A 14,411-nucleotide genomic window follows, 5' to 3' on the forward strand; every position below is an offset into this window, starting at 1 on the left:
CAAATATTAGATACTCTTTTATATAGTTATCAGTAAAACCAAAACTTCTATAAAACAAAATGTCCAAAATTTGGTGTTAAACGCCGAATTTATCCCCAAATTTATGGTAGCTGTAAAAATCAAATTTCTGCATAAAATCACCGTTTTGCAGTCATTACAAAATAAAAAAACTTTTTTATAGAAACTCCTTTTATATTCATCTTTTCCATAAAAAATTGTCCTGACCTCTGCTAAGATCATAGAAACAAGATATTGAGGTTTTCAAAAAAAATCGCATCTAACATAAATTATTGCTTTCTTGAAATAGACTAAATTCTAAGTTTTTGATTTCTTTTCGTAAAAAAGGATTTTTTTAAATCGAAAATCAACTCAGAAATTTTGCACAATTTGATTATTAAAAATATTTCTATATTCTAATATAATTTTTTTTTAAATCTTAATTCCGATCGACTCACAGTCTGCCTTAGTCATAATCTTGACCAGTTCTTCAAATTTTACTTTCGGTTCCCAACCCAATTTCTTTTTTGCTTTTGCAGGATCTCCGATCAAAATGTCTACTTCTGTTGGGCGATAAAACTTTGGATTCACTTCTACGAGTAACCGTCCAGATTTTGCATCAAATCCCTTTTCGGAATCTCCCTTTCCTTCCCAACGCACTTGAATTCCTGTAAATCCAAAAGACTTTTCCACAAATTCCCTTACCGTATGCGTTTCGTTAGTCGCTACAACATAATCATCCGCTTCCGGTTGTTGTAACATCATCCACATCATTTCTACATAATCAGGTGCGTATCCCCAATCCCTTTTTGCATCCATGTTTCCGAGCTGAATGGGCCCACCTTTTTTAGCGAGTAGATTAGCAACTCCGAGAGTAATCTTTCTTGTTACAAACCCTTCCCCACGTCTAGGTGATTCGTGATTAAAAAGAATTCCATTGGAAGCATGAATGCCAAACGCTTCTCTATAATTTACTACGGCCCAATAAGCATATAACTTTGCTACAGCGTAAGGTGATCTAGGATAAAACGGAGTTGTTTCCGTTTGCGGAATTGCCTGTACTTTTCCGTAAAGTTCAGATGTAGAAGCCTGATAAAATCGGCTCTTAACTCCAATCTGTTTGATTGCGTCTAAAATTCGAAGTGTTCCTACTGCATCTGCTTCAGCAGTATATTCCGGAACCTCAAAAGAAACTCCTACGTGTGATTGAGCCGCAAGATTGTAAATTTCATCCGGAGAAACCTTTTCTAAAATCCGGTTTAAATTGCTCGAATCAGTTAAATCTCCATAATGTAGAACAAGGTTGGAATTCCCACGTAAATGTTCAATTCTCGCTCGGTTGAACATACTGGATCTTCTGACAATTCCATGAACTTGATATCCTTTCTGAAGTAGAAATTCAGTTAAATAGGATCCGTCTTGTCCTGTAATCCCGGTTATGAGAGCTTTTTTCATCTTCAGACCAGAAAAACCCTAAAACCCGATCTGGCAAGAAAGTTTAAACTGGATTTTGAACCCAATCCTTTCTTCTAAATCGATTCACAAACACAGTAGCCAACACTAAAACCCAAGCCACAATCCCGGACCATAATCCAGTCGATCCCATTCCTAAATAAATTCCCATGAAGTAAGCAGAAGGTAAAAACACTAAATAAGACGCAGCCGTATATGCACGAAATACGAAGTCTTGAAGCCCCGCACCACGAAGAGCACAAGCGATCACCATATGATAAGCATCTACAATTTGAATCATTCCTAATATTAGCAAAGGAGAATAAGCTTCTTCAATCAGTTCCTGATCCTTAGTATAAAAAGACAACATTTCCTTTCCCCAAAAAATAAAAACAAGCCCCATACTTCCCATCACGCAAGCAGCAAAAAAAGCGGATCGAAACGCTCCGTGATAAGCAAGTTTTGGTTTTCCAGCACCCAACGCTTGTCCAAGTATAGTGGTTGCAGCAATCCCAAAAGCGTATCCGGGTAAAAAAGAAAGACTCAAAGTACTAAAAAGCATATTAGTTACGGCTAACGCAGTCGTTCCCACCACTGTCGCAAACTCCGTAAAGATCATAAAGGAAACGTTATTTAGAAGTTCTGCAAGTGCAGGAGCCGTACTCGCCTTTAAGATTTCCTGAAAATGATTCCAACTAAACGACCAAGAAATATGAGAAAAATATTTTCCCAATCCTTTTGAATAAAAATAAAAAGGGAACGCAAATAAACCCGCTCCACCTGCCACAGAAGAGGCAATCGCCGCTCCTTTAACTCCCATCGGTTCAAAACCTAAATTTCCGTATATCAAAACCCAGTTTAAAAATATATTCGCAAAACATGTTATAATCATGGACGCAAGACCTGCTGTAGTGATCCCCAATCCATCGGTAAAGGCTCTTGTAGTAAAAAGTAGAAAGAAAAAAACAGTCCCTAAAAAACGGAAATATAAATATTCGCTGGAAAGTTTTCTTACGATTTCGTCCTTATTGAGAAGAACCATCAACCATTCGCTGATTGCGGCCCCTCCAATCGATAAAATACTTCCAAAGACTATCACGAGATACAAAACAGTGACTCCGATCTTTCCAATTTCAGAATCGTTTTTTTCTCCAAATCTTCTGGCTACGATTACTTGTATCCCCATCGAAAATCCCATTAAAAACGCAAGCACAGTAAAATGTGCAATCCCTCCGATTCCAATTGAAGCAATGGAATGTTTACCAAGTCGCCCTACCATCATTGTATCGGTCACCCAAACTACGGTTTGACTGAGCATTCCGAACACAACCGGCACAGCGAGTTTTAAGATCATGGAGTTTAAAAGGCTCGGGCGTATGTTTCTATAAAAAGTATGAGCTAAATGATGCAGGGTTCTCACGGTTCTTCCAAGGTTTTAGTAAGAAGCAGAAAAACTATTCATTTTCAAAAAAACTTTCTTCTTTGTTTGAGATTTTAACTTTTTGTAGTGAATTAAGTTTGTTTTAAGATTAGAAATGAATTTTAAAATACATGTTCCACTCTAATAGAGATAAAAAAATTCTTTTATAGAATCTTTATAAACTCAAAGACAAAACGTATTCCGAAGAATTTTTACGTAAAACAAGTGTTTGGTGATCTTGTCCTTATTTTAAAAGAAATTTTATAAAAGTTTCAACCAATAATGTTTTATGAAACATTTCTACATTAAAGTTGTTGAAAAACTAATTCTCCATCTGTTTCTGTTTTACGGAAACGGTCGACTGAAGCAGTTTTGTTAATCTTGAACTATGGAATTTTTCAACAACTCTATTAAATCAAGGCTTAACGTTAATCAGCATGATAGCGTTTTTCTATATAGAAAAACGCTATCAATTTTCTTACACATTTTTGCAAACCCTTAGGCCGTAGTTTTTTCTTTTCATGTAAAAGAAAGCAGATTGAAATTGATCGAGTTTACCTTGTTGACCAACTGTGTTTCTTTTCGTTTGTTTTAGAACGTGAGATGAAAATATGCAAAAATTGTCTGGTTTTCTAAAATCAAAAATTTACGATCCTATTTAGAAGGAACGTAGTAATTTCGCCCGCGTGATGATTACGAAGACGCCTGTAAGTAATAGGGGTATTTGTCTGTCATTGGATTTGGTTCGAACTTTAATTCTCTTGATATGAGATTTTGTCTCCTGTTAATCTTCCAAGTCATTTCGTAAGTCCAGTGAAAGCTAGGAACTCCCTGGTTCAAAGTTTTCACAAAAAAATCCCCTTGCTCCTCCAGCCAGAGCATATAATTAAAAAGATAACACCGAGAAACACCATGAGCAGCAGCTAACACACCTAAGGTCGCCCAAACACCGGTATGGACCCGAATGCTAAATTTTTTCATTTTACCTACACCCAAATTGTATTTAATTTTCCCTGCTTTATTATGAAGTCGCGCCATAGACACAATTTGTTTCGAATATTTTCTCAGTAAAAGGGGAAGTCTATTTCGAAGAATCTTCCTTTCTTGAGAATTCAACCGATTCCAATAAACTTCCGGAACCAAAAGGGAATCTGTTCCAACAACACTTTCTATCAAAGTAGATTCAATTTTTTGACCGTCATTGAATAAAAGTATATCCATACTAGAAAACGGTTCTTCTACCCTTCTAAACGGAGCGGTTTATAAAAAAAAATTTAGAAAGAAGCAAAATATTATAATAACATGAGTCGGGTCCGGGTCTTGAAAACGGGAGGACCAACCCGGAGAAGGGGTAGCGGAAGCCTTCGGCTGCAGCGAGGGGAAGGCGTTCCCCTTCAAAAGACAGAATTGAAATACGATATTCCCTACAATCAAAAATTAATTATCCTTCTGTTTCATGGAAACGGTCGAAATCGATTGAAGCAGTCAATCGCCACTTTCAATAAAGCTAATATTTAAATCTAAAACTTTCTTTAAAATTCTAGAATTAACTCTACCCGTAAATTCGTCTTCGTATTGTTCTAATTTTTTTACGAACTCTTGCGAAAAACCCGCCTGGATCCTAGTCTCCGGAAAATAATGATACCCTTTTGCTCTTCTAGGGGTGAAGGGAAACTCTATTAAAGAAAGATAATAATCCCATTCATTTTCAGAATCGGGAACTCTCTTTTTGATATAATGAAAACCTCTTCGTACATGTTTGATTTCGTCTTCATAAACCTTTCGCATAATTTCCGCTTTCTGAAAATCCCCAAAACGTTCAAATGCCATCGTATAAATTTTAGAAAAATCAAGATTAGCTCCTTCAAAAGAAACTGCCATAATCGCGTAAAACTTTTCTAAAGTTTGCATTTTAGGAACCTGTTTCCAAAAAATAAAATTGAGAGGCCGGTCTCCTAATTCCATTCCTCCTTTTTTCATTTCGGAAAGATACATTCTTAGATGAGTTTGTTCTTCCAAAAGAGTTCTATATAAACCAAATCGAACGGAAGAAGATGCATCCTGAAATTTAAGAATGGCCCAAGCAAAAAGTTCGATCGCCATCAACTCATGATTTGCAAAATGATGTAAGGTGATCATACGATTCTCTTCGTTAAACAATTGTTCTAACCTAGGAATCTTACTTTTTTGTTCCGAAATTTGGATCTTTTTTTCTCTAACGGGTAAGGAAGGTATATTCAAAAAATCAAATGAACGAACATCTGCCGGATGTACCAATGGTGAAAATAATTTATCTTCCAGTCCGGAACCGAAAAGCACATTTCTGGCGAACTCGTTTAGAGTCATGTTAAACGAGATGTCTAGAAGGATCGAAACCTAGTTCTATAATGGAGCCTTGTATATTGTTTTCTTCCGGGTTCGAGGAAATATTACCACATCCGCAATGATACGTAATTTTAAAAGTATCCATCAAAGATTTGATAATTTGTAATCCCCTACCTACATTTCTGTGCTGAACCTTGGAACCTTTCCAAGGAAGAATCTCACATTTTTTTTCTTGGTGCCGCTTAACACAGGTTATATAATCGTCAAGGTTAGTAACTCTAATATCGGCGGGTAAAGAATCTAATTTTTTAGATTTAAGTCCGGAGCCGTAATCAACAATCCACATTTTAAATTTACGATCTTTAATTACCCAACGACAAATTATCGTTTCTTCGGAACCCATTTTTACATTAGCCGAAATCGAATTCGTAAGCGCCTCGTCCGCCGCAAGTTCTATATTAGTAATATCTTTTGTAAGAAAAGAATTTTCGATCAGAGAATTTTTAAGAGCACATCTAAGTTCTTTGATGCTAGTTAAATCGACCGGAAGAAACATAACGTAAGAACCCTCATTATGTTTGACTAACATTGATTCTCTAGAATCTCTCATCTTTGTCCCCGCAAGTCTCTCCAGACTAACAAACTAAAACCAAACGATTTGAACGAAAATACATCTGATTTTTCAGTTCGACAACGAAATTCCGGTTTCTTTTGAAGTTTTTTCAATTCTTTGAAGCAAATTTTCTTTCCCTAAGAGCGGAAATAAAATGGGCAACTCCAACCCAGCCGATTTTCCGGTAGTAGCCGCCCGAATCGGCATATAAAGAGTTTTTCCCTTTTGTCCGGTCGTTTCTCCAACTTTAGACATTAGGTTCTTATAATCCTCATCGGTTTTTGGATCGGAATTCTTCAACATTCCATAAAATTCCTTTACAACTTTGGGACCTTCGCCGTCTTTTAAGAATCCGATTGCTTCTTGAGACTGAACTTTCAAATCAGTAACAAAAAATTCCGCAACGTAATCCGGGGCCTGTGTTAGATTATCTAAATAAACTCTTACAGATTCGATGATAGAAGTGAGAATCGGGTTGTTTATATTTTTAACTTCGGCAGGAATATCGTTTCTATCCTTCAAAAAAGGAAGAAGACTTTCCAGTACTTTGGATAGATTCAAATCTCTAATGTTTCGATTAGACAACCAATTGAGTTTAGATTTAGGATTCATTGCCTCCGCAATTTGAGCCAAATCCGAAAAGTTAGTAACTACTTCTTCATCACCACCTTTCGGCTTTTTAAATACGTCAAACGTAGAAGGAGATTTAGAACAACGATGAACATCGAAAATTTTTTCCAGTTCATCTCCAGGAAGAAACTCTCTTCCATCCGCAGAGGTCCATCCAAGAAGAGCCATGTAATTTCGAAATGTTTCGGGTAAATAACCTAAATCTCTAAACGCTAAAATCGAAGTGGCCCCCGCTCTTTTAGAAAGTTTTTTTCCGTCCATCCCAACGATCTCGGAAGCATGTGCAAATTCTGGAATACTATAACCGAGCGCTTCGTACAATAAAATCTGTCTAGGAGTATTCGAAAGATGACCTACTCCTCGGATCACGTGAGTGATTTGCATAAGAGCGTCATCTACTACAACCGCGTAATTATAAGAAGGAAACCCGTCCGACTTAACAATGATAAAATCACCGATCAACTTGGTTTCAAATTTTACCTTTCCTTGAATGATGTCGTTGATGATCAAAGTTTTAGAAGGAGTTTTAAATCGAACCGAATAAGGAATTCCTTGTTTAAGTTTTTCCTCGACTTCTTCATCAGACATATTCGCGTGAAGCCCATCATAGACATAAGGAACTCCCATCGCTTCTGATTGTTTTTTTTTGGCCTCTAATTCTTCTTGAGTGCAAAAACAACGATAAGCTTTTTTTTCCTTTAGAAGTTTTTCCGTATATTCCTTATAAATGTCGAGACGTTGACTCTGAATATAAGGACCATATTCTCCTCCAACCTCAGGGCCTTCGTCCCAATTTACTCCCAACCATTTCAAAGATTCTAATATAATTTTAAATGAATCCTCAGTGGATCTATTTTGATCTGTGTCTTCGATTCTTAAAATGAATTTTCCGCCCTGAGACTTTGCGTATAAATAATTAAAAAGAGCGGTTCTTGCTCCTCCTACGTGTAAAAATCCGCTGGGAGACGGTGCAAATCGGGTGCGAACTTCTTTGCTTTGATTCATGGGAATTGGTTCTTCTCGTTGGAAATTCTTATGATAGGATAATTTTTGAAATTGGTCGTTGTGGTAAATGGTTTATTTGCAATTAGATCGTAAAATGAAACGGATTTTTTGGTTTCATTCTTACTTAAAACAGACAAATCAACCTCGGAAGGAAAATCTAAACAATAATACTCCGTATAAGTTTCCGTTTTTCGAATAGGAAGAATCGGAATTGCTCCGTTCAATCCAATTCCGGTAGGATACTCAAGAGAATCGTAATCATAATCTCCGGAAGAAGTTACCGTTCCGTCCGCGGAAACAAATTCGGTCCGCATCATCTTGACCAAAATTCCTCTCAAACTATGTTTCCACTGCAAAGTTCCAATTCCGGGAATCGCTCTCACTTCTTCGGTTTCTCTAAGTCCTACTTTTTCATCCATAACGAATTCTTTTTTTACGTCTTCAAAAACTTCTTTTTTAGATTCAAAATTCGAAACTTCTGAGAATGACTTTAACGAAAAAGTTTTTAATCGTTTAATTACAAACTTAGGAGAAAACCTAATTTTCTGACGATCTTTGGGGTTTCGAATCATGAAACCTTTCCATTCGAAGACTTCTAATAAAGCGCTTTCTGGTTGTTCGTTTTTCTCGGAGAACTCAAGATACTTTAGATTTCCTTGAATCATTTCATCTTCGCTGCCAGATTCAGATTTTAAAATGACATAACGGGCTTGAAAACTGGAAGATTTGTAGTATGAAGATACGAATGGAGACAAAGTGAAAAAAATTTGAGACGTATAACGATCAGAAATAGATTTCGTCCATAAGATCTCTTGCATACTCCCACACTGCAACAAAATCAAAGAAAAGTATCCAATAAGTACTTGAATTTTTAGAATCTGGAAGGAACTCGAAAGCGGTTGCAAAAATTTGAAAGCAGTTGTCATTGAATTGTAAATCTTGATTTTTCAAAAAACAGGCAAGGAAAATCCCAAAAATGAAACTTTCTTTACAAAAACTAGGGGTCCGATAAGCAAAGTGACCGAAAGCGAATTGTTCAAATATTCGTTTCAAAAATACTGTAATTAAATCCGATCAATTTTTTATTATTGACAGGATAGTCTTGTAGAATTTCGTTGGCCAAAACCGTATGAAGAATTCCAATCCACCAAAATCAAAAGAATCGTTTCCAAAACGTCCTTTTGAAGATCAAGTTAATGACGATCAAAGAAAATATTCTCGTTATGTGTGCGATTCTCGGGCAATTCCGCACGAAATCGACGGTCTGAAACCAGTTCAGAGAAGAATTCTCTGGGCAATGTGGAACTCGGACGCAAGAAACCGCTATACAAAAACCGTAAAAGTTGCGGGGCTCGCGATGGGATACCATCCTCACGGTGATAAATCCATCCAAGACGCACTTTCTCAAATGGCTCAAGACTTTACTTTTGCCAACAATATCCCTCTCGTTTCGGGTGAAGGAACTTTTGGTGACGTTTTAGATCCAAGCGCAATTGCTTCTCCTCGTTATACGGAAGTAAAACTTTCGGACTTTGTAAAAGATTTAGGATTTTTTGAAAGTTTACCAGACATAGACTACGTTAAAAATTACGATGAAACAGAAGACGAACCGATTCACTTTGTTGGAAAAGTTCCGATCGTTCTTCTCAATAATATTCAAGGAATTGCAACTGGTTTTCGTTGTTTTATTCCGGGTCACAGACTCGCGGATATTATTAAGTCTCAGATCAATTATCTCAAAAGTAAAAAGCCGCTTACTTTAAAACCTTGGTATAAAGATTTCAAAGGCGAAGTAAAAATGGCCGAAACCGAAACGGGAAACATTACGATGTCCACCACCTTCGCGTTTAAATGGGAGGGAGATACTTTATATCTTACCGATTCTCCAATGAACTGGAACCGAGAGAAAGTGGTTTCCTTACTCGATGACATTTTAGAAAGAAAAGATTCCTGGTTAAAAGACTACGTGGATTATTCCAGCCAAACGTTTAGAGTCGAGCTTCAATATAAGAAAGGTGAAAAACCAAGCCAAAAAGAAATCATGGCTCTTTTCAATAAAGAAGACGTTCAAACTCTTGCGATGAACGTAATTACCTACGACGGTAAGTTGAAAAATTTCAAACCGGAAGAAATCATCAAACGTTTCTGCGACTTCCGCAAAACACATCTTATACGAAGATTCAAACGCCTTTCCGGTTTAGAAGAAGAAAAAATTGAAAGAAACTCGGAACTGATTCGTTTTATTAAAGAGAAATGGAACGAAAAAGTAATCGGAATCAAATCTAAAAAAGATTTTGAAGAAAAACTCAAAGCTTCCAAGTTCAAATATTTCGAATGGCTGTCCACGATTCCGGTCTACAGAATGACAATCGAAGAAGTTAAAAAATGCGAAGAAGCAATCGTAGAAGCTAAAACTACTCTGGCACGTTATCAAGGATTGGTCAAAGAAGATAAAAAGCTGACCGATTTTATGATCACAGAGTTAGATGAACTTCAAAATAAATGGGATAAAGTATGAGTACCGATAAAACTAAAACAAAAGAAAAATCATCCCAAGAAAGAAATTTTAAAAAGTTATCTAACGTAGAACACGTTCGTATGAGAACCGGTATGTGGTTGGGGCAAAACTCCGCTTCCACATTTGAACAACATTTTTTTCGTAAAAATAACGAAAGTAAATATGAAATCGTTCACGAAGAATTAGAAGACGTTCCTGCCAAATTGAAATGTTTAGATGAAGCTTGTATGAACGCGGTAGACGAATACCGAAAAAATCAAAAAGACAAATCAATTCCAGAAAAAGATAAGATGTCCAAGTTGGTCATTCAACTTTCCTCCGATCGTAAATGTGTAACGATCGCGGATAATGGACGAGGAATCCCAGCCGCAAACGCAGAAGGTGTTTATCTTCATTTAATGTACGGCGAGAATTTTGACGACCACGTTAAACAAGATCACGTAGCGGGTCAAAATGGTGTTGGTATTTCTCTCGTAAGAATGGTTTCTAACTACTTCAAAGTAAAAACGGTAAATAACGGAAGTTCATTCAAAAAACTTTTTACAGTTCATGATGACGTTAAAAAACAAATTCGTTCCTACAAACTTTCTAAAGAAGATACAGAACGTGTATTTCTTTATTTTGACGAACACGGAAAGTTCACAGATTGTAATCTTCTTACTAAGGATCAAATCGACAAACTCGGGCCTTTATTAAAAAAAACGAATATGCAGGAATTAATTGAAAAGGCTTCTAAAGAAGATCATGGAACTTCTGTAGAATTCGAACTCAATCCTAAATATTTCAACAACCTAGATATTTCGTTTAACGTGGATTTAATGAAACAATATCTTCAAGATATTGCAATGACCAATCCAGGTTTAGAAGTTCAATTTGTTTTTAAAGGTAAAAAAGAAAAGTATAAGTTCAAAAAAGGACTCGATGAGATTTTTTCCCATTCCGATCTTGTTTATTACAAAATGGATTATGTGGCTCCTGGTTCCGCTTCTCAACTTCATCTTGAAACTTATCTTGTAATCGGTCAGAATAAAAACCTAACTTGGGTAAATTCTATCTTTGCGCCCCAAGGTGGTTCTGCGATCGAATATTTAGAAAATAGAATTTGTGACGAAGTCCGTAAAAAAAGTCAGATCGTAGCCCTTGAGAAAAAACTCAAAACTAGCTCCACTCGCAACGATGTTAGAAATTGTTTTCATATGTATGTGAATGCGAGACTTTTGAATCCTCGTTTTAAATCTCAGGATAAATCGTATCTGATCAACGATCTAAACGAAGACATTCGAAATGCAGTTGATAAACATCTGGATAAGTTCATCAAAAAGACTGGGCTTTTAGAAGAGATTAAACTTCAAATGGAAAAACGTACTCAACTCAAAGCTTTTGAAGACGCTCAAAAAGGTTTGAAAAAAGCGAGCAGGATGAACATTCCAAAACTCATGCCTCCTACCGGAAAACAAGGCGATCCTGGAAGAGTGTTGTTCGTTGCAGAAGGAGATTCTGCAATCGCAGGTCTTCGTCCAGCAAGAAATCCTAAATTGCACGGTTTGTTTCCTTTGAGAGGAAAACCTCTCAACTGCAAAGGTTTGAGCATTGCTAAAGCAATCGCAAACGAAGAGTTAAAAAACATAGTCGCAATCGTTGGTCTTCCTTTAGATCAAAAAGTAAAATCCTTGGATGAGTTGAATTACGAAAAAATCAGTATCATCACAGATGCGGATTTTGACGGTTATGCGATTCGTTCTTTGATGCTTTCTTTCTTTTATGAGTACTGGCCGGAACTTTTTGAACTTGGTTTTATTCATATTTCCAGTGCTCCTCTTTACGAAGTAGACGTTAAGTTCGGGGATAAGAAAAAAGAAACTATCTTTTGTATCGATGACAAGGATTACGAAGATCTAATCAAACGAGTAGAAAAAGGCGGTGGGGAAATCACTCGTAAAAAAAGAAACAAGGGTCTTGGTGAAACTGGTAAAGAAGCAATGAAGTTTGCGGTCGAAGAATGTATGACCAAAATAACAATCGGAAATAAAAAAGAAGCTTCTAAAATCCAAAGCCTTTGGTTCCATAAAGATTTTGCAGAACAAAGAAGGGACGCAATTTCAGAATATGCGATGAGTGTAATTGAGGATTGACCTTCGTTAGATAAATTATATATACTTTAATGTATCAATTTTGGAATTACGATCTTAAGCTGTATCGGCTGTTCGGATTCGAATGAAAAACGAATACCAACATTTGAATATTCCTGGTTCCGAAAAATCAGAGATAAAAAAAGTAAACCTTAAGTTTTCATTTGTTCGCAAATTGCATTAGAGTTGTTAAAAAATTCCATAGTTCAAATTAATAAAACTTCTTCAATGGATCGTTTTCATAAAACAAATGCAGAATTAATTTTTCAACAACTCTATTGAAAAATTTACATTTTATAATTTTTACGAAATAATTAATTCGCTTATGAATCCAGTATACTCAAGTGTTTTAATTTATAAGAAAAATCGTAAGAACGCTTTGTATCCTTTTCTTAAAAATAGAGTTTAATTTGTTTTTACTTAGAAACTATATTCTTATTTTTAATACAGAGAAATTCGCATTTCTAAATTTTATCTATAGCCGCTTATATTGAAGAACTCAACAGCTCTCCTTAAGGTTCATACTTGAAAAATTATTTACACTTTACAACACTCAAGTAAAACAATTCAAAAAAACTTCTACACATTCTATTTGAAAATTCTAAATGATTTGACTACAAACTAATACAAATATGGTCCGAAAAATTATTATCTTATTTTTAATCTTTTTACACTTTAACTGTTCTACTTCGTTAACGTTTATAGAAGCCGTTAAAAAGAAAAAAGACTATCGTCCCTATGATGGAACCTTGATTGATATATTTTTAATTTCTTTGGGACCTTTCGGGGTATTTTATGGAAAAAGTACCACCCTTTCATTTATCTCAGGACTCATTGATCTTCCTCTTTCTTTTGTATTGGATACGATTCTGTTACCCGGAACGATTCCATATTACATATACGTAAAGTCTGGTAGACCTGGGTCCGAAAATTGGTATAACCAAAAATTCAGCGTAAGATTAAAATCTTTCCGAGACCAGAACCCTCCTTACGCTGCTTTGAAGTTAATTATTGCCGAGAACGATTTAGAAGCACTTCAAGAATTTTTTAAATCATACGATGTTATTGCACTTGAAAAAAAAATCAGGTATTTACAAGAAGAAAATCTGCTTCCTTATGAGCATCGGGAACAAAGCCCATATTACCCTGAAACCGGGATCATAGATTATATGGGCGCCTTTTTTTCAAAAGGAGAACCTTATAATTATCAGAGAGAATCAAATCCTCTTAGTTTAGGCGACCGGCTTGAATTTGCATACTTACTCTATGAGGAGTTTCGGAAAGATCCAATATTAGAAAAAAGATATTATGACACAGTTTGGAAAGTTTGTTTTTCTTCGGGAGTGCTCATTGAAAATCCCAATATATTGAAAAAAGTGATCTTGGAATTTTCAGAAAAAAAAGAAATCTCTGATTTGTTTGCGTCAATTGCTCAAGAATATTCAGAAAAAAGATACAAACACTTCCAAGATTTCTTTCATGATTCCTATTACTTTCTCAACAAAGCCAAAACTCAAAAATCTTCGGAGTTCTGGTACAATCGAGTGGAACTTTTAACGAAGCTGGATAAATTCCTGCAAAAAAATCCGGAACTGCAAAAAAAATGGAAGCTTACTGCGTGGATTTCCGCTATTTCTTCCGGTGTCATCGCCTATCGTCCTCCCTTGCTTGAAAGAGCGTTTCGAGAATTTCCAATAGAAACCGAAAAGTCCGCTTTAAATCTATTCGTGGCCGCATACAAAAGTAAAAATCGCCAATCCGTAGATATCATCGCGCAAAATCTTAAAGATGCTAAGACATTCCCTTTGGATCAATTGTACGAAACAAACATAGAGAATATATTAGAATATCCTTATTTACTGGAAAAATTACTTCAAACGGGCTGGGATCCTAATTTGATTTTGGAATGGAAAAAACCTAAATTTAACGGAAGAAAGAAATCTATTCAAACTGAGGAAAAAACTCTTCTCATCCTTGCTATGGAAGATGATTTAATTCCGGTAGAAACGATTCGTATTTTATTGAAATACGGAGCCAATCCCGGATTAGGGGTAAAACGTAATTCAGATGGAAAAGAATATATGTTTTATCCGTTGGCAGCTATCAATTCAAACGGAAACAATATTATCAAAGAATCGAAACAGAAAATTCTAATGGACTGGAAAAAATAATTTTTGAAAAAATTTCATATAAAAACCTGATTTATTCCGTTCTTAATTTTTATATAGAAAACGCAATGTCTCGAACTTTGAAAAAATATTTATCAGTAACTATCTTGTTTTCATGAAAAAGAAACCAAATTCGCCTAAAAAGGAACTTTTC

The 14,411-nt window shown here is 35.7% G+C and carries 11 protein-coding genes; 3 read left to right on the forward strand and 8 right to left on the reverse strand.

Going from position 1 to position 14,411, the window contains the following annotated elements; all coding sequences use genetic code 11:
- Window positions 1-429 precede the first annotated feature (429 nt).
- From gmd to LEP1GSC059_RS02975, 8 genes are all read right to left on the reverse strand, one after another.
- Window positions 430-1,452: a GDP-mannose 4,6-dehydratase gene (gmd, locus tag LEP1GSC059_RS02940; protein ID WP_002179271.1), complete on the reverse strand. Its 1,023-nt coding sequence runs from the start codon at window positions 1,450-1,452 to the stop codon at window positions 430-432.
- Window positions 1,453-1,495: 43 nt separating this feature from the next.
- Window positions 1,496-2,869 carry an MATE family efflux transporter gene (locus LEP1GSC059_RS02945; RefSeq protein WP_036056901.1) on the reverse strand — a complete coding sequence of 458 codons (1,374 nt, stop codon included), beginning with the start codon at window positions 2,867-2,869 and terminating at the stop codon, window positions 1,496-1,498.
- 693 nt (window positions 2,870-3,562) lie between these two features.
- Window positions 3,563-4,090 (reverse strand): DUF1564 domain-containing protein, encoded by a 528-nt coding sequence (locus LEP1GSC059_RS02950; RefSeq protein ID WP_017215227.1) that lies wholly within the window; start codon window positions 4,088-4,090, stop codon window positions 3,563-3,565.
- Window positions 4,091-4,354: 264 nt separating this feature from the next.
- Window positions 4,355-5,215, reverse strand: coding sequence for a ferritin-like domain-containing protein (locus LEP1GSC059_RS02955; RefSeq protein ID WP_002177040.1), 861 nt, complete (start codon window positions 5,213-5,215; stop codon window positions 4,355-4,357).
- 1 nt (window position 5,216) lies between these two features.
- Window positions 5,217-5,804 (reverse strand): ATP-binding protein, encoded by a 588-nt coding sequence (locus tag LEP1GSC059_RS02960; protein WP_017213729.1) that lies wholly within the window; start codon window positions 5,802-5,804, stop codon window positions 5,217-5,219.
- A gap of 72 nt (window positions 5,805-5,876) precedes the next feature.
- A complete protein-coding gene (gene gltX / locus LEP1GSC059_RS02965; protein ID WP_020980234.1) occupies window positions 5,877-7,442 on the reverse strand; it encodes a glutamate--tRNA ligase in 1,566 nt (521 codons plus the stop codon).
- Window positions 7,439-8,320: an LIC_13346 family putative lipoprotein gene (locus tag LEP1GSC059_RS02970; protein ID WP_420323971.1), complete on the reverse strand. Its 882-nt coding sequence runs from the start codon at window positions 8,318-8,320 to the stop codon at window positions 7,439-7,441. The genes gltX and LEP1GSC059_RS02970 overlap by 4 nt, the downstream gene beginning before the upstream one ends.
- Window positions 8,226-8,495, reverse strand: coding sequence for a hypothetical protein (locus LEP1GSC059_RS02975; RefSeq protein WP_017213728.1), 270 nt, complete (start codon window positions 8,493-8,495; stop codon window positions 8,226-8,228). The genes LEP1GSC059_RS02970 and LEP1GSC059_RS02975 overlap by 95 nt, the downstream gene beginning before the upstream one ends.
- Before the next feature lie 76 nt (window positions 8,496-8,571).
- Between LEP1GSC059_RS02975 and LEP1GSC059_RS02980 the strand changes: the two genes are divergently transcribed.
- The 3 genes from LEP1GSC059_RS02980 to LEP1GSC059_RS02990 all read left to right on the forward strand — a co-directional run bounded on the left by LEP1GSC059_RS02980 (window position 8,572) and on the right by LEP1GSC059_RS02990 (window position 14,260).
- On the forward strand, window positions 8,572-9,960 hold the full coding sequence (locus LEP1GSC059_RS02980; RefSeq protein ID WP_002151393.1) for a DNA gyrase subunit A: 1,389 nt from the start codon (window positions 8,572-8,574) through the stop codon (window positions 9,958-9,960).
- Window positions 9,957-12,092: a toprim domain-containing protein gene (locus LEP1GSC059_RS02985; protein ID WP_002177017.1), complete on the forward strand. Its 2,136-nt coding sequence runs from the start codon at window positions 9,957-9,959 to the stop codon at window positions 12,090-12,092. Before LEP1GSC059_RS02980 ends, LEP1GSC059_RS02985 begins: the two co-directional genes overlap by 4 nt.
- 629 nt (window positions 12,093-12,721) lie before the next feature.
- Entirely contained in the window at window positions 12,722-14,260 is a 1,539-nt protein-coding gene (locus LEP1GSC059_RS02990; RefSeq protein ID WP_020980195.1) for a YceK/YidQ family lipoprotein, read from the forward strand.
- Window positions 14,261-14,411 lie beyond the last annotated feature (151 nt).

This window comes from Leptospira noguchii serovar Panama str. CZ214, from assembly GCF_000306255.2.
GTDB classification, from domain to species: domain Bacteria; phylum Spirochaetota; class Leptospiria; order Leptospirales; family Leptospiraceae; genus Leptospira; species Leptospira noguchii.

Coding starts and splice junctions, on each gene's coding strand:
- gmd (WP_002179271.1), bottom strand. CDS start 1,452: ATGAAAAAAGCTCTCATAACCGGGATTACAGGACAAGACGGATCCTAT.
- LEP1GSC059_RS02950 (WP_017215227.1), bottom strand. CDS start 4,090: ATGGATATACTTTTATTCAATGACGGTCAAAAAATTGAATCTACTTTG.
- LEP1GSC059_RS02955 (WP_002177040.1), bottom strand. CDS start 5,215: ATGACTCTAAACGAGTTCGCCAGAAATGTGCTTTTCGGTTCCGGACTG.
- LEP1GSC059_RS02960 (WP_017213729.1), bottom strand. CDS start 5,804: ATGAGAGATTCTAGAGAATCAATGTTAGTCAAACATAATGAGGGTTCT.
- gltX (WP_020980234.1), bottom strand. CDS start 7,442: ATGAATCAAAGCAAAGAAGTTCGCACCCGATTTGCACCGTCTCCCAGC.
- LEP1GSC059_RS02980 (WP_002151393.1), top strand. CDS start 8,572: ATGAAGAATTCCAATCCACCAAAATCAAAAGAATCGTTTCCAAAACGT.
- LEP1GSC059_RS02985 (WP_002177017.1), top strand. CDS start 9,957: ATGAGTACCGATAAAACTAAAACAAAAGAAAAATCATCCCAAGAAAGA.
- LEP1GSC059_RS02990 (WP_020980195.1), top strand. CDS start 12,722: ATGGTCCGAAAAATTATTATCTTATTTTTAATCTTTTTACACTTTAAC.